This window comes from Streptomyces sp. ID05-26A (assembly GCF_033794685.1).
GTDB lineage: Bacteria > Actinomycetota > Actinomycetes > Mycobacteriales > Pseudonocardiaceae > Lentzea.
This window is the reverse complement of record NZ_JARAYZ010000003.1, coordinates 216,921-234,806: the sequence shown is the minus strand read 5'-3', so window position 1 is coordinate 234,806 and position 17,886 is coordinate 216,921. Positions and strand designations below refer to the sequence as shown.

The 17,886-nt window shown below is 70.5% G+C and carries 15 protein-coding genes; 10 read left to right on the top strand and 5 right to left on the bottom strand.

Going from position 1 to position 17,886, the window contains the following annotated elements:
- Window positions 1-10 precede the first annotated feature (10 nt).
- Window positions 11-1,342, top strand: a complete 1,332-nt coding sequence (locus tag PV646_RS28285) for a M28 family peptidase (RefSeq protein ID WP_500345313.1) — start codon at window positions 11-13, stop codon at window positions 1,340-1,342.
- Here PV646_RS28285 and PV646_RS28280 read toward each other — a convergent pair.
- Window positions 1,339-3,303 carry a putative bifunctional diguanylate cyclase/phosphodiesterase gene (locus PV646_RS28280; protein WP_500345312.1) on the bottom strand — a complete coding sequence of 655 codons (1,965 nt, stop codon included), beginning with the start codon at window positions 3,301-3,303 and terminating at the stop codon, window positions 1,339-1,341. The two genes, PV646_RS28285 and PV646_RS28280, sit on opposite strands and share 4 nt — an antisense overlap.
- A 140-nt stretch (window positions 3,304-3,443) precedes the next feature.
- On the opposite strand from PV646_RS28280, the gene PV646_RS28275 reads away from it, so the two are divergent.
- Window positions 3,444-4,499 carry a sugar ABC transporter substrate-binding protein gene (locus tag PV646_RS28275; RefSeq protein WP_500345311.1) on the top strand — a complete coding sequence of 352 codons (1,056 nt, stop codon included), beginning with the start codon at window positions 3,444-3,446 and terminating at the stop codon, window positions 4,497-4,499.
- A gap of 88 nt (window positions 4,500-4,587) precedes the next feature.
- A complete protein-coding gene (locus tag PV646_RS28270; RefSeq protein ID WP_500345310.1) occupies window positions 4,588-6,012 on the top strand; it encodes an amidohydrolase family protein in 1,425 nt (474 codons plus the stop codon).
- On the opposite strand, the gene PV646_RS28265 is transcribed toward PV646_RS28270, so the two are convergent.
- The 3 genes from PV646_RS28265 to PV646_RS28255 all read right to left on the bottom strand — a co-directional run bounded on the left by PV646_RS28265 (window position 5,996) and on the right by PV646_RS28255 (window position 10,458).
- A complete protein-coding gene (locus PV646_RS28265; RefSeq protein WP_500345309.1) occupies window positions 5,996-6,982 on the bottom strand; it encodes an alpha/beta fold hydrolase in 987 nt (328 codons plus the stop codon). The two genes, PV646_RS28270 and PV646_RS28265, sit on opposite strands and share 17 nt — an antisense overlap.
- Before the next feature lie 63 nt (window positions 6,983-7,045).
- Window positions 7,046-9,532, bottom strand: coding sequence for a LuxR C-terminal-related transcriptional regulator (locus PV646_RS28260; RefSeq protein WP_500345308.1), 2,487 nt, complete (start codon window positions 9,530-9,532; stop codon window positions 7,046-7,048).
- 41 nt (window positions 9,533-9,573) lie between these two features.
- On the bottom strand, window positions 9,574-10,458 hold the full coding sequence (locus tag PV646_RS28255) for a DUF5829 family protein (RefSeq protein ID WP_500345307.1): 885 nt from the start codon (window positions 10,456-10,458) through the stop codon (window positions 9,574-9,576).
- Window positions 10,459-10,517: 59 nt separating this feature from the next.
- Here PV646_RS28255 and PV646_RS28250 point away from each other — a divergent pair, with 59 nt between their 5' ends.
- A complete protein-coding gene (locus PV646_RS28250) occupies window positions 10,518-11,579 on the top strand; it encodes a class I SAM-dependent methyltransferase (RefSeq protein ID WP_500345306.1) in 1,062 nt (353 codons plus the stop codon).
- A gap of 14 nt (window positions 11,580-11,593) precedes the next feature.
- Window positions 11,594-12,295, top strand: a complete 702-nt coding sequence (locus tag PV646_RS28245) for a MerR family transcriptional regulator (RefSeq protein WP_500345305.1) — start codon at window positions 11,594-11,596, stop codon at window positions 12,293-12,295.
- On the opposite strand, the gene PV646_RS28240 is transcribed toward PV646_RS28245, so the two are convergent.
- Window positions 12,292-13,593 carry a serine hydrolase domain-containing protein gene (locus tag PV646_RS28240; protein WP_500345304.1) on the bottom strand — a complete coding sequence of 434 codons (1,302 nt, stop codon included), beginning with the start codon at window positions 13,591-13,593 and terminating at the stop codon, window positions 12,292-12,294. The genes PV646_RS28245 and PV646_RS28240 overlap by 4 nt on opposite strands.
- Before the next feature lie 211 nt (window positions 13,594-13,804).
- Here PV646_RS28240 and PV646_RS28235 point away from each other — a divergent pair, with 211 nt between their 5' ends.
- Genes PV646_RS28235 through PV646_RS28215 form a run of 5 tightly spaced genes read left to right on the top strand, consistent with a single transcriptional unit; the run spans window position 13,805 to window position 17,860 of the window.
- Window positions 13,805-15,313, top strand: a complete 1,509-nt coding sequence (locus PV646_RS28235; RefSeq protein ID WP_500345303.1) for an Hsp70 family protein — start codon at window positions 13,805-13,807, stop codon at window positions 15,311-15,313.
- Window positions 15,314-15,315: 2 nt separating this feature from the next.
- A complete protein-coding gene (locus tag PV646_RS28230) occupies window positions 15,316-16,470 on the top strand; it encodes a tetratricopeptide repeat protein (protein WP_500345302.1) in 1,155 nt (384 codons plus the stop codon).
- Window positions 16,471-16,950 carry a nucleotide exchange factor GrpE gene (locus PV646_RS28225; RefSeq protein WP_500345301.1) on the top strand — a complete coding sequence of 160 codons (480 nt, stop codon included), beginning with the start codon at window positions 16,471-16,473 and terminating at the stop codon, window positions 16,948-16,950.
- On the top strand, window positions 16,932-17,516 hold the full coding sequence (locus PV646_RS28220) for a toll/interleukin-1 receptor domain-containing protein (protein ID WP_500345300.1): 585 nt from the start codon (window positions 16,932-16,934) through the stop codon (window positions 17,514-17,516). Before PV646_RS28225 ends, PV646_RS28220 begins: the two co-directional genes overlap by 19 nt.
- Complete coding sequence (locus tag PV646_RS28215) at window positions 17,513-17,860, top strand: hypothetical protein (protein WP_500345299.1); 348 nt, start codon at window positions 17,513-17,515, stop codon at window positions 17,858-17,860. Before PV646_RS28220 ends, PV646_RS28215 begins: the two co-directional genes overlap by 4 nt.
- The last annotated feature ends 26 nt before the right edge of the window (window positions 17,861-17,886 follow it).

The following is a 17,886-nucleotide window of genomic DNA, read 5'->3' as shown; positions in this document are numbered from 1 at the left end:
ACTTCGGGAGATGGGGGACGACTTGCGCAGACGTGACTTCTTCGCAGCGGCGGCCGGGGTGGCCGCTGTCGTGGCCAATCCCGCGAGCGCGCTCGCGGCCACCGGACAACGGCCGGGCGCCTCGCACCCGCCGGACCTCCACCTCGGCGACTTCCCCGTCGTGGCAAGGGTTCGGGCGCGCAACGCACTGGAACACCTCAGGGTCCTGAGCGACAGGATCGGGCCGCGCATCGGCGGCACCGCGTCCGAGCACCGGGCGCGCGACTACCTCGTCCGCGAGCTCAAGGCGTTGCGCTACCAGGTGACGACGCAGCCGTTCACCGTGCCGGACAAGTACCTCGCCGACGTCAACGGCAAGTGGCAGGCCGGAGCGTCGCGCTTCGGCACCCTCGGCGTCACCGTCAAGGCCCCGTTCGTCGAGGTCGTCGACGGCCAGCTGCCGGACCTCACCGGCAAGATCGCGTTCTACGTCAACGCCCCCACCGGTTCCGCCCACGTGCACGCGGCGATCGAACGCGGTGCGGTGGCGGTCGTCCTCGGCCGGATCTCCGCGACGGCGAGCAAGTCCAGTGCCTTCTCCCCCACGCTCGACCGGAACGTCGCGGTACCGGTGATCGGGCTGGCCCAGGTGCACACCGAGAAGCTGCGTGCGCAGGCCTCCGGCGAGCTGACGATCAGCACCGTCCACCACCCGAACCTGACGTCCTACAACGTGATCGCGGACCGCCCGGCGACGTTCCCGTGGCGCGACAACGGGGTCGTGATGGTCACCGCGCACTACGACACCGTGCCGGGCTCACCGGGTGCCAACGACGACGGCAGCGGCACGGTCCTGTGCCTCGAACTGGCCCGCGTCCTGCGGCACCTGCCGACGAACAAGGCGCTGCGGTTCGCGTTGTGGGGCTCGGAGGAACAGGGCCTGCTCGGCTCACGGCACTACGTCTCGCAACTCCCGCCCGAGGAGATCGCGCGGATCAAGGGCGTGTTCCAGAACGACATGGTCGCCACCAGCCACGACCCGGCCACGGCGTACTGGCTGCTGTCCGTGGACGGCGCCGACAACGCGACGACCGCCTCGGTCCGCGCCGCAGCACAACGACTCGGCTACGACCCGCGCGTGCACGGCCCGGTGGCACGCGGATCGAGCGACCACGTGCCGTTCCACGAGAAGGGCATGGCGTCGGCGAACTTCAGCTGGCGCGGCGAGGGCGGGCCGGCCCAGCTGGAGCCGATCTACCACACGCCGGAGGACACGATCCGCGACAACATCAGCCCGGAACGGCTGCAGGTGTCGCTGGAGCTGATCGGGGCGGCGGCCTATCGACTGGCCAGCCAGCGTTAGGGAGCGGGTGCGATCAGCTCGTTGAGCATCCGGTCCCGCAGCCACACCGCGAACTCGTCCGCGGGCAACGGCCTGCTCAGGCAGTACCCCTGCACGATGTCGCAGCCCAGGGCGGCGAGGGCGGTCCACGTCTCCTCGTCCTCGACGCCCTCGGCCACGACCTCCAGCTCCAGGTTGTGCGCGAGCCCGAGCAACGAGCGGGTGATCGCGCCGCTGGACGAGTCCGAGCGCATGTTCGTGGTGAACGAACGGTCGATCTTCATCTCGTGCACCGGCATCGTGCGCAGGTAGGCGATGGACGAGTAACCGGTGCCGAAGTCGTCGATCGACAGCCGCACGCCCAGTTCCCGCAGGCGTGTCAGCACGTCGGTCGCGCGGAGCGGGTCGGCGATGATCGCGCTCTCGGTGATCTCCAGGGTCAGCACGTCGGGCGGGCGGCCGTGGCGTTCCAGTGCCGCGGCGACCTGTTCGGGGAACGTCCTGTCCTGCAGGCACTGCGCGCCGACGTTGACCGAGATCGGGACGTCCCAGCCGGTGAGGTGCCAGGTGTGGCACTGGGCCAGCGCGTGGTCGAGCACGTACCGGGTGAGCGGCTCGATGAGGCCGGTCTCCTCGGCGGCCGGGATGAACCTGTCCGGGCCGAGCAGGCCGAGGCGCGGGTGCTGCCAGCGGCACAGGACCTCGGCGCCGCAGACCGTGCCGGTGCGCAGGTCGGCCTTCGGCTGGTAGTGCAGGACGAGCTCGGCCTGGTCGATGGCGCGGCGCAGGTCGCTGATCACGGTGAGCTGGGCGGCGTTGTCCTGGTCGAGGCCGGGGTCGTAGACGGACGTGCCCTGGCGGGCGCGCTTGGCCGTGTACATCGCGATGTCCGCGTGCTGGAGGAGTTCGTGCGCGTCGGCGGAGTCCGTCGGGTACAGCGCGACGCCGATGCTGCAGCCGACGTCGACCGTGAGCCCGTCGAGGTCGACGGCCTCGTCCAGCGCGCGGTGCACGCGTTCGGCGACGACCAGGGCGTTCGCGGCCGTGCTCACGGACGGCAGCAGGACGGCGAACTCGTCACCGCCGAGCCTCGCCACGGTGTCGACCTCGCGGACGGCGCCGGTCAGGCGGGTCGCCACCAGTTGCAGGAGCCGGTCGCCGAACGCGTGGCCGAGGGTGTCGTTGATGGGCTTGAAGCGGTTGAGGTCGATCAGGAACAGGCCGAGCGGGTCGCCGGTCTGGTTGCTGTGGCGGATGGCCTGCGTGGTGCGCTGGGTCAGCAGCGTGCGGTTGGCGAGGCCGGTCAGCGCGTCGTGCATCGCCTCGTGCTCGCTCTTCGCGGCCTGGCGCAGGATCTTGCGGCGGTGGCCGAGCAGCACCACGCCGCACAGCCCGACCAGGCCCAGGTCGATGACGAACGCGATGATCGCGGCGAGCCGGAGGTTGCCGTTGCGCAGCTCCGCGGCACGCAGGTAGTCGGTGGTCTCCAGGCGTTTGAGCTGCACGACCGTGGAGAGCTGTTTGCGCAACGACACCAGCGTGAGCTCGGCCTCGTACCCCTTCTGCCACGACGCGGTGGTGTCGCCCCGGTCGCCGGCGGCGACCGTCTCCCGCAGCAGGCCGCTGTAGTCGCCGTAGAGGTCGCCGACGATCGTGGCCGCGCGGACGTCGGTGGAAGTGCCGTTCGAACGCAGCCAGCGCAGGCTCTCGTCGGCGGCACCGGCGGCGTTCGTGACGGGCTGGCGCATCACCGGCGTACCGGACCGGACGTAGTCGTGGAGGGCGTGGTCGGCGACGTCGACGTTCTGCACGACCAGGCCCCAGTGGTCGCTGGCCTCGGTGAGCTCGTGCAGGTGGGTGGCGGCCTGCTGCATGCTCAGACTCGTCCACAGCGCGAGGCCCGCCAGCGCGGCGAGGCCGACCGTCAGGCTGATGACGGTCGTCTGCACCGTGGTGCGAGCCTCGACCCAATTCGACAGCATCTATTGGCGCCTCACGTGGACATCGCTTTCCGGCGAAGGTGCTATTGGTACGCAGCCAAAGGATTCCACGCAAGCCGACACCACGATCAGCGGTGCACTAACCTTGACCGCTTTCCTCGACCAACTGATGGGGCTTCTCCATGGTCCGCGCTGTCCGTGCCGTCCTGCCTGCGGTTTTGCTCGCGGTGACGGGGGTGAGCGGATGCGGATCAGCGGAGACGTCCGATGACCCGCCCACAATCGGGTTCCTCGCGCAGAACACCAGCCGCGACTTCTCCCGGGAGATGAGCGAGGGTTTCCAGGCGGGCGTGTCGATCGCGGGCGGCGTCCGGGCGGAGGTCACCGGACCGGACACGCACGACGGTCTGAAGCAGGTCGAACTGCTGAGGGACCTGGCCACCCGCGCCAAGGGCGGCATCGCGGTGTCGGCGGTGGCGCCGGAACTCGTGGCCGAGCCGATGGCGCAGGTGGTCGGGGAAGGCATCCCGGTGATGGCGGTCGCGGGCGGCCAGGTCGCGCCGGGCAGCGGCGTCAAGCTCATGATCGAGAACGACGGCTTCGAACTGGGCACGATGCTCGCGGACGCGACGGCCGACCGGTTGCCCCCGGACGCCACGGGCAAGGTCGTGATCGGCAGCAACTCCCCCGGTATGCCGGCGCTCGACCAACGGTCGCTGGGCATGCGGGCCCGGCTCGCGGAGCGGCTGCCGAAGCTGCAGGTCATCGGCCCGCTCGACACCGGGCGCGACCTCACGACGAACCTCGCGACGTGGCAGCGGCTGGCCGACGCGAACCAGGACGCGCTCGTCTTGCTGGGCGCGGGCGACGTCGACGCGATCAACCTCGCGGCCGTGCACGCGGAGAAGAACGCGAAGTGGCTGGCCGCGGCGTTCAGCATCGACCCGAAGGCGTTGCGGGGCGTCAAGGAGGGCCATCTGTTCGCGACGATCTCCGCCGAGCACTTCCTCAAGGGCGCGGTGGCCGGGTGGATGCTCGCCCAGCACGCGAAGAGCGGCCGGAGCCTGCCGGAGGGCTGGTTCGTCGCACCCGGACTGCTGGTCCAGGCGTCCAACGTGGACGAGATCCTCCACCGCCAGTCGAGCGAGGCCACCCGGCTGGAGGCCGCGCGGCCGCAGATCGACGCCCTCACCGGGAACTCGCTGAAGTACCTGCGTCCACTGGACCAGGCTCGCTGAGCCAGGCGGCGCAGCACGCGTTCCACGGCGGTGACAGGGGCGGAAGCGTCGGCGAGCATGGCGGCCACCCCCGTCTTCTGGAGGCCGCATGATCACCCGCCGGACGCTCGCGAAATCCCTGGGCGTCGCACTGGCCGCATCCGCCACCACCGGTGTCGCGAGTGCGGACACCGAGCACTCCCGCCGCGGCCGCTACCTGATCCGCGACGGCGCCGTCGTCACCGTCGACCAGGCGCTCGGGGTGCTGCCCCGCGCGGACGTCCTGATCGACGACGGCAGGATCGCGGGCGTCGGGCGTGACCTGAACGCCCGTGGCGCGAAGGTCGTCGACGCGACCGGCATGATCGTGATGCCCGGTTTCGTCAACACCCACCACCACATGTGGAGCGCGCTGGGCCGCAACTTCGTGGCCGACGGTTTCCCGTACTTCGCGGCGAAGCGGGCGACCTCCACGCTGTACGAGGCCGCGGACGTCTACCGCAGCGTCCTGCTCGGACTCGCCGAACTGGCGAACGCGGGCGTGACGACCGTCCACAACTGGTCCAACAACACCCGGTCCCCCGCGCACGCCGACGCCGAACTACGTGCGCACCGCGATGGCTTGTTACGCGCCCGCTTCTCCTACGGCCACGTCGACCAGATGTCGCGGGACGTGCCGATGGACCTGACGGACGTGGATCGCGTGCGGCAGCAGTACTTCGCGGACGGCACGGCGTTCGACGGCATGGTGCACCTGGGGGTGTGCGTGCGCGGGTTGTCCCAGAGCGCCGAGCCGGCGTTCTTCGCGGACATGGACGGCGTGGTGGGGCGCGGTCTGCCGGTCGCGATCCACGCCGGTCAGTCACCGCCGCGGATCGTGGACGCGGCCGACTACGAACGGCGTGGCTGGCTCGGGCCGAAGACGTTGCTGTGCCACTACGTCACGGCGCTGGACAGCGACATGGAGATCATGGCGCGGACCGGGACGCCGCTGTCGTGGTCACCGCATTCGGAGTTCCGGCTCGGGGCCGCCGGTGATCCCCGCGACGCGCTGCTGCGGTTCCGGCGGGCCGGGGTGCCGGTGTCGCTCTCCTCGGACGCCACGTCCATCGCCACGTCGGACATGTTCGAGGCCATGCGCCTGGTCTGGAACACCGGCATCCCCTGGGCCGGAACACCTTCCGCCGGTCTGCCCGAGGTCGGCTTCCGGAACGTGCTGGAGATGGCGACCCTGAACGGTGCCCGCGCGCTGGGACTCGGCGACGTCACCGGGTCGATCACCGTGGGCAAGCGCGCGGACGTCCTCCTGGTGCGCGCCAACGACATCAACCTCGCGCCGGGCGGACTGTTCGAGACGACGCTGGTGCAGGCGGCGACCGCGGCCAACGTGGACACGGTGTTCTCGGACGGCCGGATCGTGAAGCGCGGCGGCCGTCTCGTGGCCTACGACGTCGATCGGATCGTGCGGGACGCGCGGGCTTCGTCGCTGCGCATCCGCACGACCGCGGGCGGGATCCTCACGCCCCCGAGCTGATGTCGAGCACGGCCTGGGTGAACGCCTCCGGGGCCTCCTGCGGCACGTTGTGCCCGATGCCGTCGAGGATCCGGTGCTCGTAGCGTCCGCTGAACTGCTTGCGGTACGCCATGCCGTCCTTGTTCGGCCCGTCGAAGTCGCTGGCGATCGTGATGGTGGGCACGCTGATCACCGGCTTGGCCTGCAGCTTGCGCTCGAGCCCGTCGTAGCGGTGCTCGCCCTGCGCGAGTTGCAGGCGCCAGCGGTAGTTGTGGATGACGATGGCGACGTGGTCGGGGTTCTTCCACGCCGTCGCGCTCTGGGCGTAGGTGGCCTCGTCGAAGTTCCACTGGGGTGAGGCGAGCTTCCAGATGAGCTTGTTGAACTCGTAGGAGTTCTGCTCGTACCCCTTCACGCCCCGGTCGGTCGCGAAGTAGTACTGGTACCACCAGCCGAGTTCCGCCTGCGGGGACAGCGGTTCCTGGTTCTGCTGGAGGTTGACGACCAGGTAGCCGCTGACCGACACGAGCGCCTTGACCCGGTCCGGCCAGAGCGCCGCGGTGATGCACGCGGTCCGCGCGCCCCAGTCGAACCCGGCGACGGTCGCCTTGCGGATCTTCAGCGCGTCCATGAACGCGATGACGTCGGCGGCGAGGGCGGACTGCTGACCGTTGCGCATCGTGCGCGCGTGCAGGAAGCGGGTCGGGCCGTAGCCGCGCAGGTACGGGATGAGGACGCGCTGGCCTCGCGCGGCCAGGGCCGGTGCCACGTCGACGTAGCTGTGGACGTCGTACGGCCAGCCGTGCAGCAGGATCGTGACGGGGCCGTCCGCCGGGCCGATCTCCACGTAGCCGATGTCGAGCAGGCCGGCCCGGACCTGCTTGACCGGGCCCCAGGACGGCGCGGAGGCGTGTGCGGCCGCGGTGGTCACGAGGGGTGCCGCGAGGCCGGCCACGGCCACTGCCTGGGAGAACTGTCGCCTGCTGATCATGGGATCGACCCTAGGGGCGGGGCTGCGGGCGTCGCGAGCGTCAGGTGACGGTGATCGGGTACGTCACTCCGCCAGGGCGTCTCGCAGTTCGGCTCTCGCCGTGACCCCGAGCTTGGGGAAGATCCGGTGCAGGTGCGTGCTGACCGTGCGGTGCGACAGCTGCAGCCGCTCGCCGATCTCCTTGTTGGTCAGCCCGTCCGCCGCCATCCGCGCGATGGTCAGCTCGTGCTCGGTCAGCTCGCCGTTGCCACCCCGCGACTCGCCGGACGCCCGCAGTTCCTCGCGGGCGCGCTCCGCCCAGTCCTTCGTGCCGAACGCCTCGAACGCCTCCGCGGCCGCCTTGAGGTGCGGCCGGGCCTGTGCCGCCCGGCGCTGCCTGCGCAGCCACGCGCCGAACGCCAGCTGCACGCGGGCGCGGTCCCACGGCGAACTGTCCGCGTCAAGGGCGGTCTCGAACAGCGCTTCGGCGTGGTCGTCCACCGCCAGGAGCGCGCGGGCGTACCTCAGCCCGGCCGCCAGGGCGGGCGAGCTGGTGGCGGTGTCGAGCTCCTCCACGACCTTGCGGGCCTCGTCGGTGTTGCCGCTGCGGGTCGCGGCCTCGACCAGTTCGGGCAACACGTACCGCCGCAGGGCCAGCTGGTAGGAGGGGTCGGCCGGGTCGTGGATCCGGCGCGCGGCGGCGAACGCGTCGGCGTAGCGGCCCTCGCCCAGCGCGGCCAGGCTCCTGGCCAGCTGGACGGTGGCGAGCACCGGGCGTGCGCCGGCGGCCAGCCCGATCCGTTCGGCCTCCGCGGCGAGTCCGGCGGAGAGTTCGTACTCACCGTGCAGCGCGGCGATCTCCGCCTGTACCGCCTTGGCCAGGCCGCGCATGTACGGCTGGCCGGTCTCCTCGGCGAGGCGGGCGGCCTCGTCGGCCACCGGTTCGGCGGCGGCGACGTCGCCCAGGCGGGTGCGGCTCCAGGCCTCGACGGCGAGCGCCCGGGCGAGGAGTCCGAACCGGCCCTGCGCCCGGAAACCCCGTTGCGCGGCAAGGGAGAAGCGCACGGAGTCGGTGAACGCGCCCACCTGGAGGGCGGCGCTGCCGAGCAGCCGGAGGGTGGCGGGGTCGTCGCACTCACCGCGGACCGCGTGCAGCCCGGCGATGACCGCGTCCCCCTGCTGCACCGGGCACACGTAGGCCGTCATCGCCAGCATGCGCGGGTCGTGCGGGTCGATCGGCAGCTTCCGCGCCACGGCGGCGATCCGTTCCCGGACAGCGGCTCCCGGCTCCACCCAGAAGCACCGCATCGCGACGCTCCAGAAGATCCGCAGGCCCAGTTCGACGTCGCCGTCGGCCACCACGGACTCGGCCAGCCCGACCAGTTCGCCCGGGCCCGCCACGCCCACTCCGTCGTCGAACGCCGTGGGCAGCCACGTCACGAGCGCGCGCTCGCGTGGCGTGAGGTCCAGGCCGCGCACGTCGAGCAGGATCCGTTCGACGTCGTCCCGCTGCCCCGCCTCGGTCGCCAACTCGGCCGCCCGCAACAACCTCCGGGCACGCTGAGAGCCGGCACCCAGATCGGCGGCCCGTTCCAGCGCGCTCACCGCACTGGCCGCGCCGCCCCGTCGCAGCGCCCGATCGGCCGTCTTCTCCAGCAGGCAGGCCACGTTCTCGTCGGCCCCGGTCGTCGCACCGGCCAGGTGCCACGCGCGCCGGTCCGGCTCCTCGGTCGTGAAAGCCAGGCGGCGGTGGGTGTCGCGCAGTTCCGAGGCATCGGCCGCGCGCACGATCGCCGACCTGATCAACGGGTGCCGGAACGCGCCACCGGCGTCCACCAGCCTGGCCTCGACCGCGGGCACGAGGTCCGCACGGGACTCACCACCGAGGGCGAGCACGAGCAACGCCGACCGCGTCTCGGCGGGCAGAGCGGAGGCACGCGCGGCGAACGTCTCCTCGAGAGAGTTGCCGCCGAACGGGAGTTCGGTGAGCGCCAACGGGTTTCCGGCCGCCCGTGCGAGCACCCACGACCGGCGTTCGGGATCCAGGCCGGGCGCGACGGCGTCGAGCACCTCCAGCGACTCCGCGGCGGCCAGCGGTTCCAGGGAGAGCACGGGCACCCCGGCGAACACCGGCGACCGCGCGGCCACCACCAGCGTGCTCGCGGACAGGCGGCGGGCCACGAACCCGAGGACGTCCCGGCTCGCCTGGTCCAGCCAGTGCGCGTCGTCGACCAGCACGATGGTCCGTGCCGCTTGGAGCACCTCCAACGCGGCGAGCCCCACCAGGTGCACGGGCGGCGCGGCGCCGTCGGAGAGTCCGAGGACGACCTCCAGCGCGGCCCGCCGCGCACCGGGCAACGTGGTCAGGTCGAGGAACGGGTGCAGGACCTGGTGCAGTCCGGCGTGGGGCAGGTCCTGCTCGGCCTCGACACCGACGACCCGGTGACCGTCGAGGCAGGCGAGCAACGCCGACTTGCCCACGCCGGGCTCACCGACGACCAGCAGCGACCCGCCGGAGCCCGCCAGCGCGGCCAGCCGCTCCCGTTCCCGCTCCCGCCCGACCAGCGACACCCGTCCGACACCCCGTTCGTTGATCCGTTCGGACCAGGGTCTCAGAAAGTCCAGACCGCGCGCTTGCCCGGCCCCACGACCAGCGTGGACGTGCCGAGCTTCTCCACGTGCCTGCCGACCGCGCAGTTCAGTTCGAACTCGACCCGCTTCAGCCCGGTCCGCCCGACCGGCGCCTCGTCGAAGCGCATGGTGGTGCCGCCGCGGGTGGCCGTGACCGAGCCGTCCTCGGTCCACAGCGAGAACCCGCCGGCGCGCAGCAGCGGCAAGGTGTCCGCCAGGTCGGAGGGGGTGACGGCGAGGCGGATGAACGTGATGTCGCGCATCACCCTGTCCTCGTACGCGTCCGGCAGGTAGCGCTCCCGGGACACGTCGCCGGGGAACCTCGCGGGGCCCACCTTGCTGCGCGGGTCGTCCAGGTACTCGTCGCGGTACTCCATGGCCCAGGCGCCGAACCGCTCGTACTTCTCGACCAGGAACAGCGAGTCGAACCACGGCACGGGCTTGCCGTCGCCGAAGTCGCGGGTCTGCAGGAAGTCGATCGGCTTCTCCCCCGCGGCCTGCAGCCGGGCCTTGAGCTTCTCGACGTCACCGTCGCGCTCGGTGGAGAGCCCGAGACCGGCGGCCCCCGGCTCACCGTCCTGGCCCGGCACGTCCCCGAGCCCGAATATCTCCAGGTAGGTCTCCCTGCCTCGCAGGTAGCGCCCCGTCCACACCTTGCCGTCGGCACCGGTCGTGGTGCGCACCTCGAAGTCCGCGAACTCCCTGAGGTAGCGCGAGTGCTCGACCGCGTCGGCGGTGGCGCGGTCGAGCGTGCCCCACGCATGGTTGTAGAACAGCAACTGCCGCTCTCCCGCTCGTGCCGGTCCCGCGACCGACACGACCAGGACTACGGCCAAGATCATGCAGAACACCCGTCGGATCCCCATACAGTCGATCGTAAAACGGACGGGCTCAAGTCGGACTCGAGCCGGACGAAGGGGACTCCGTGTTGGACACCGCCCGGTGGACGGTTCTCGCTCCGCTGCTGCAGGCCGCCACCGCCGGCCGGGACCTGCTGAACTCCACCCTCCGCGGGCTGACCCCCGGAGCCGTCACCGCCGAGGTCCTCCGCGAGATCGGCGAGCACGACGTCCGCCTGGACCTCCGCTTCGACGGCCGGACCACCTCCCACCTGTGCGCCGAGGCCGACGTGGTGGTCACGCTCGACCTCGCCGACGCCGTGCGCGGCCTCTACGGCACCGACGCCCGCCCGTGGCCGAGCCTCGCCGTCGCCACCCCGAACCCCGACCTGGACGAGAACGGCCTGGCCGGCTGGTTCCACAGCCGCAAGGGCCTCGCGCAGTCCGTCCAGGAGCTCCTGTCCGCCCTGAAGCCCGTCCGGCGCGACCTGGGTGAGCTGGCCGTCGAGTTCGGCTCGGACAAGTGGGGCGACCTGCACTGGTACACGCAGCACTACGAACGCCACTTCGCCCGCCTGCGCACCGAGCCGGTGAAGGTGCTGGAGATCGGCATCGGCGGTTACGACGACCCGGACAGCGGCGGTGCCTCGCTGCGCATGTGGCAGCGCTACTTCCAGCGCGGCCTGATCCACGGCCTGGACATCGCGCGGAAGAACGTCACCGGCCCGCGCATCACGACCGTCCGGGGTGACCAGTCCGACGCCGGGTTCCTGGACCGGCTGGGCCGCGAGCTGGGACCGTTCGACGTGGTCATCGACGACGGCAGCCACCTGAACGAGCACGTGCGCACGTCGTTCCACGCCCTGTTCCCCCACGTCCGCGCGGGCGGCCTGTACGTCGTGGAGGACCTGCAGACCTCGTACTGGCCGAGCTGGGGCGGCCACCCCGGCGCGACCCCGGCCACCTCGATGGGTCTGCTCAAGTCCTTTGTGGACGGCCTGAACCGGGCCGAGGTGGGCGATCCGCGCGGCGAGGGCACCTACCTGGAGCGCAACATCAGCGGAATCTCCTTCCACCACAACATCGCGTTCGTGGAGAAGGGGCTGAACGCCGAGGAGGGCGGGCCGGAGTTCCTGCGCACGTTGTAGGGCATCATGCGGGAGTGATCACGATCGGCCAGGTCGCCCGGTACGCGGGGGTGACGATCAAGGCGGTGCGGCACTACCACAAGGTGGGCCTGCTGCCCGAACCCGAGCGCGACCACTCCGGTTACCGCCGCTACACCGCCGGGGACGCGATCGCCCTGGTCAAGATCCGCACGCTCACCGAGGCCGGCGTTCCCCTCGCCCGCGTCGGTGAACTGCTCGGGGCGGACGAGGAGGAGTTCGCCGCGGCGATCAGGGAGATCGACGAGGCGTTGCGCCGCCGCGAGGAGGAGATCCGGCTGGCCCGCGAACGGGTGGTGCGGCTGCGATCGGGCAACGCGCTGCTGGTCTCCCCCGAGGCCGCCGCGATGCTGGACCTGTTGCGGGACATGGGTGTCAGCGAGCGGGGCGTCCGGATGGAGCGGGAGGTCTGGGTGCTGATGCAGGCCGTGGCACCGCAGGAGGCGGGGGTGTGGCTCGCGGACAAGGTCGAGTCGCTGGCCGATCCCGAGTTCCGGCGGATCTACCTGGCCTACGACGAGGCTTTCGACCTTCCCGCCGACGATCCGCGGTTGCCGGGCCTGGCCCGGCGGGCGGCGGACTGGCTGTCCCGCAGGCCCGCCGTCCCCATGGCCGATCCGGAGATCACCGCGCTGGCCCTGTCCATGCGTTCCCACGCCACCTCACCGGCGTGGGAGCGGATGGCGGCGTTCGGCTAGACACGACCGAACATCCGTCCGGCGAGATCGACGCCGACGATCACGCCGTCCGCGTCCCGCGTGAAGAACCCGCGCTGCCCGGTGAACGCCCCGGACGTGATCATGTACTCGTCACGCGGCAGCAGCGCCATCGGGAACGGCGCGTGGTCGGCCGGCAGGTCCGCCTCCGCGGCCGCGCGGATCTCCGGCCGGATCAGCACCTCCAGCACCAGCCCCGATCCGATGTCGTCGATGGTCATGACCATCGCGTCGTTGTCGTACCCGCCGGCCACCTCGGCGGCGTCAGAGGCGTTGTACGGCAACGGTTCCGGGTCACGATCCACCACACCGGCGAAGTGCGCCAGCGCCTGACGCACCACCGCCTGGTTGAACGGGATCCCGTCCGGCCCCTGGTTCGCGACCGACACCACCGCGAACCCGAGTGACGGCACGATCAGCAGCTCGGCGAACTGCCCGTTGGACGACCCGCCGTGCCCGATGGCCGCCACCCCGTCGATGGTGCGCAGGAACCACCCGACACCGATCGCGTCACCGAGGTTGCTGCCGCGCAACACCGCGGTGGGCCGACGCATCTCGGCGAAGTCGATGCCGTCGCCGTCACCGAGGTGAAATCGGGCCCAGGCGAGGAGATCCGCGATCGAGGTGGCGATTCCGCCACCGGGGTTGTTGGCCCGCCAGTGCCTCCACGGCCGCGCGACCTCGCCCTTCTCGTGCCCGACGGCGAACCGGCGGGTCATGACGGCGTCCCGGTCGAAGTGCGTGTCGGCGAGCCCGAGCGGCTCCAGCAGCAACGCCGCGATCGCCTGCTCGTAGGTCTGCCCGGTGACGTTCTCGATGATCCGCCCGGCCAGGTTGAACCCGGACTGGCTGTAGGACGGCCGCTCTCCCGCCGCCCCGATCAGCTTCAGGTCGGCGAGCCCGTCCACGTGGCGGCGCAGCGAGTCGTCGCCCTCGCCGGTGTCCACCAGCGTGCCCCAGTCGAGCCCGGACGTGTGGTTCAGCAGCTGCCGGACGGTGAACGTCCGCCCGTCGGCCAGTTCGAGCTCCGGCACGTACTCGTGGACCGAGGCGTCCAGCGACACCCGGCGCTGGGCGACCAGCCGCATGATCGCGGTCGCCGTGTAGGTCTTGGTGATCGACCCCAGCAGGAAGAGCGTGTGCTCGTTGACCGGCAAGGGGTTCTCGACGCTGGTCACGCCGTGGGTGAAGTAGTGCTCCCGGCCGGCGTGGAAGACGCCGGCGGCGGCGCCGGGGATGTCGAAGTGCAGGGCGGTCCGGGCGATGAAGTCGTTGTCCATGCCCACACCCTCGAACCTTGCCCCAGGGGCAAGGTCAAGCCGTCGACGCCGGTGAGCTGGATCACTTCGACCACTGATTCCAGCTGTCCACAATCTGTCAACTAATTCCGTTAACACCCCCGAGAGGGCTCGCGATGTAGTCCGCAGAATCATCGACATCCATCAGCAAATTGAATGCCAACAACAGGCGTCAAGAAATGAGGTGCTGAGGTTGGGGTACCTGATCGGCATCGACCTGGGCACCACCTACTCGGCCGCCGCGGTGGTCAATGAGCTGGGAAGACCCGAGATCATCACCAATCGGGAAGGCGAGAACATCACGCCGTCCGTGGTTCTCCTGCAATCCGACTCGACTCTCGTCGGCACCATGGCGAAAAGGTCGGCAGCGATGGCGCCGCTCGACACCGTCCAATTCGTGAAACGCGCCATGGGAGATCCGACCTGGCGTTTCGACACGAGTGAGGGCGTGTCGTTCCGGCCGGAGGAAATCTCCGCGCTGATCATCAAAAGGCTCCGGGAGGACGCAGAACTGCACCTCGGCGGACCGGTCGACCAGGCCGTCATCACCGTGCCGGCGTACTTCGACGACAGCGCGAGGCGGGCCACCAAGGACGCCGGGGCGATCGCCGGGCTCACCGTGCACCGGGTGCTGAACGAGCCCACCGCCGCCGCGCTCGCCTACGGCCTCGACACCGCCGACGCGGGCACGGTGCTCGTCTACGACCTCGGTGGCGGCACGTTCGACGTCACGGTGATGCGGATCGAGAACCGCGAGTTCACGACCATCGCCACGAACGGCGACCGCAACCTCGGCGGCTTCGACTGGGACAACGTCCTGATGCGGCTGCTCAACGCCCGGTTCCGGGAACTGGGCGGCCCCGACCTGCTGGAGGACGACCACGCCGAGGCCGACCTGCGGGAGAAGGCCGAGAACGCCAAACGCGCGCTGACGACCATCGCGAAGACCAAGGTCGTGCTCAGCTCGGGCGGGGTGACCAAGACCGTCGACGTGACGCGGGAGGAGTTCGAGGAGGCGACCTCCAGCCTGCTCAGCCGCACCCGGGACCTGACCGCGATCGTGCTCGAGGACGCCGGCCTGTCGTGGTCCGATGTGGACAGGGTGCTGCTGGCCGGCGGGTCGACCCGCATGCCGATGGTGCGCGAGATGATGGAGTCGTTCTCCGGCAAGCAGGCCGAACGCGCGGTCAACCCGGACGAGGTCGTCGCGCTCGGTGCCGCCGTGCAGGCGCACATGGTCGACGTCGAGCGGACCGGCACCAGGTCCGCGCTGCCCGCCATCACCATCAAGGACGTCACGTCGCAGGGACTCGGGACCCTGGCGAAGGCCGACACGCACGGCATGGAGAACGTCGTCATCATCTCGCCCAACACCAGGATTCCCGCCAAGCACACCAGTTCGTTCCGCACCGTCGCCGACCAGCAGACCGAGATCAGGGTGTCGGTGACGCAGGGCGACGACCTGGATCCGCGGTACGTGAAGGTGATCGGCGAGCAGATCCTGCACATCCCCGCCTACCCGGCGGGGGCACCGGTGGACGTCACGTTCGCCTACGACATCGACCAGACGGTCTTCATCGAGGTCACCGACCTCACCACGAACCGTTCTCTCGGCACGTTCGAGGTGCACGACGTGTCCAACATGGACAGTGCGGAGAAGGACCTGGCAGCGGAGAAGATCCGCGCGTTGGAAGTGAGCTGACCTTGACCACGTCCCAGTTCGTCAACCTGTACGAGGTGCTCCAGGTCGGCCAGACCGCCGGCACCGAGGAGATCCGCAAGGCGATCACGAAGCAGCGCAGGCAGTGGATCAAACGGCAGGGCAGTGCGGATCCCGACCGGCGCACCGAGGCCGAGGCGCGCGTGCGCGACATCGACCGCGCCGAGAAGGTTCTGCTCGACGCGAGCGCGCGTGCCTCGTTCGACCGCGAGCTCGCCGAGTACCGGCCGCCGGAGGGGCCGACCGCCCAGGGCAACGGGATCGACTGGCTCGACCGCGCCCGCGCCTACCTCGACCAGGAGAACCCGAGCGCGGCCAACTACGCGGCCCGCGAGGCGATCAACCGGCGGGGCGACCACGACGCCGCCTGGTTCCTGCGCGCGCACTCGTCCTTCCTGCTGGGCAACGCGGGTGACGCCGAGTACGAGTACGCCGAGGCGATCCGGCTGGCACCGCAGAACGCCTCGTACCACTACGGGCTCGGCGAGGCGTACGCCGCGATGGGCAAGTGGCAGCAGGCGATGCGCAAGTACGAGGACGCGCTGCGGATCGATCCGGGCAACCCCGAGTACCGGACGTCCATCGCGCAGGTGTTCCTGCAGAACGACATGGCCGCCAAGGCGCTGGAGATCATGGAGTCCGTGGTGCGCGAGCACCCGGACAACCCGGCGTTCCGCTACTACCTGGCCATCGCCCTGCACGACGAACTGCTCGACCACCTGGGCAAGATCGGGCCGGTCGTGCTGCACGGCCAGGTGCTCAGCGAGGGTGGCTTCTACGTCCTGTCCGAGGAGCAGGCGTCGCTGGTGGTGAAGCGCGCCGACTCGATCGAGAACCTCAAGACCGGTGACCCCGACGTCGCCGAGCTGGTCAGCGAGCTGCGTCAGATGGCCTCCGAGGCGCGCGAGCAGACGTGGAACTGGGCCAACTGGCACAAGTGGTTCCTGGCACTGCTCATCTTCGGCATCGCGCCGTTCGTCGGCGGCATCGGTTCGGGCAGCCCCGGCTCCGCGTTCTTCGGCTTCTTCCTGATGGTGGCCATCGGCGGCATCTTCTACACGTTGAGGTACAAGCCGGTGTGGCACCACCGACTCAAGGCCGCCTCCGAGTTCGGCCGCGTCGAGCGGAAGGGGCGCTAGGTGGAGGTGGGCACGGTCGAACAGGAGCTCGCCGAACTGCGCGACCTGTTCCAGCGCAGGCTGCTCAACGACAAGCTGCAGAAGCAGATGTACGACGAGCTGTGCCGCCAGCTCGACCAGGCGGGCGAGGACAGGGCACGGCAGATCCTCACCCCCGTCCTGCGCCAGGTGATCCTCGTCCTCGACCGGATCGAGTCCTCACCCCAGTGCGGGGACGTGGACTCGATCTCGAGCGAGCTGGAAGAACTGCTGGTGCGGCAGGGCGTGAGCCGGATGGCGTGCGTCGGCACGCCGTTCACACCGAGCCTGCACCAGGCGGTGCGCGTCGCCGAGGTCGGCGACGCCGAGCACGACGGCATCGTGCTGCGCGAGCTGCGCGGCGGTTATCACCACGGCGACAAGGTGTTGCGCGCGGCCGAGGTGGAGGTCGGCCGTTTCACGCCGGCGGAGGAGGGTGAGCCGTGCGCCGGATCTTCCTGAGCTACCGGATCAAGGACAGCGTCCACGCCACGGCGGCGATCTCCGGGCTGCTGGCCGCGCACTACGGGCCGGGCAACGTGTTCCGCGACCGGGACTCGTTGCCCCTGGGGTCCGTGTACCCGCGGCGGATCCGGCGCGAGCTCGAACGGGCGGACGTGGTGATCGCGGTGATCGGCCCGTCGTGGCTGACGATCCGCAACAGGAACGGCGAGCGCTGCCTGGACGACCAACGCGACTGGGTGCGCACCGAGCTGCGGATGGCGTTCGAGCGGGACATCCAGGTGGTGCCGGTGCTGCTCGACGACACCCCGCTGCCCGACCGGTCCCTGCTTCCCAGCGACATCGCGCTGCTCAGCCTCTCCATGTACTGGCAGGTGCGGCACCGGACGTTCGAGTCCGACGTCCGCGGCCTGATCGAGAACCTGGAGCGCGGCAGCGCGTCGCCACCTCCGGCGGAAGGAGGGAAGCGGGTGATGACCAACACCGCGTCCGGCGGCGGCACCGTGATCGCCAACCAGGGCGACGGGCCGATGAACGTCAACCAGGGCTTCGGAGGTGAGCGGTGAGTCGCCCCAAGGACCCCTTCGGACGCAGCGCGCGCAACAGCGCGTCCGGGGGCAGCAACGTCTTCAACAACCAGGGCGACGGGCAGATGAACGTCAACCACGGCTCCGGCCGGATGGACATCGACAACAGCGTCACCAACAACATCACCGCCAAGGTGCACACCTGGACCGGCTGGGCCGTCCTCGTGATGCTCGCCGCGGACGTCGCCTTCTTCTTCTACGGCATGACCGCGTACACCGGCGGCGTGGACGCCAACGGCGACGGGTTCCGCGCGTTCGGCTTCCTCGGCATGGTCGCCATCACCATCAGCCTGATCCGCCGGTGGTTCCGCCAGCGACTGTGAGAACGGGTTCCGGCCCGGGGCGCGAG

Bases quoted from the DNA above. Each gene is read 5' to 3' on its own strand.
- PV646_RS28285 (WP_500345313.1), top strand. From the start codon at position 11: ATGGGGGACGACTTGCGCAGACGTGACTTCTTCGCAGCGGCGGCCGGG.
- PV646_RS28280 (WP_500345312.1), bottom strand. From the start codon at position 3,303: ATGCTGTCGAATTGGGTCGAGGCTCGCACCACGGTGCAGACGACCGTC.
- PV646_RS28275 (WP_500345311.1), top strand. From the start codon at position 3,444: ATGGTCCGCGCTGTCCGTGCCGTCCTGCCTGCGGTTTTGCTCGCGGTG.
- PV646_RS28270 (WP_500345310.1), top strand. From the start codon at position 4,588: ATGATCACCCGCCGGACGCTCGCGAAATCCCTGGGCGTCGCACTGGCC.
- PV646_RS28265 (WP_500345309.1), bottom strand. From the start codon at position 6,982: ATGATCAGCAGGCGACAGTTCTCCCAGGCAGTGGCCGTGGCCGGCCTC.
- PV646_RS28255 (WP_500345307.1), bottom strand. From the start codon at position 10,458: ATGGGGATCCGACGGGTGTTCTGCATGATCTTGGCCGTAGTCCTGGTC.
- PV646_RS28240 (WP_500345304.1), bottom strand. From the start codon at position 13,593: ATGGACAACGACTTCATCGCCCGGACCGCCCTGCACTTCGACATCCCC.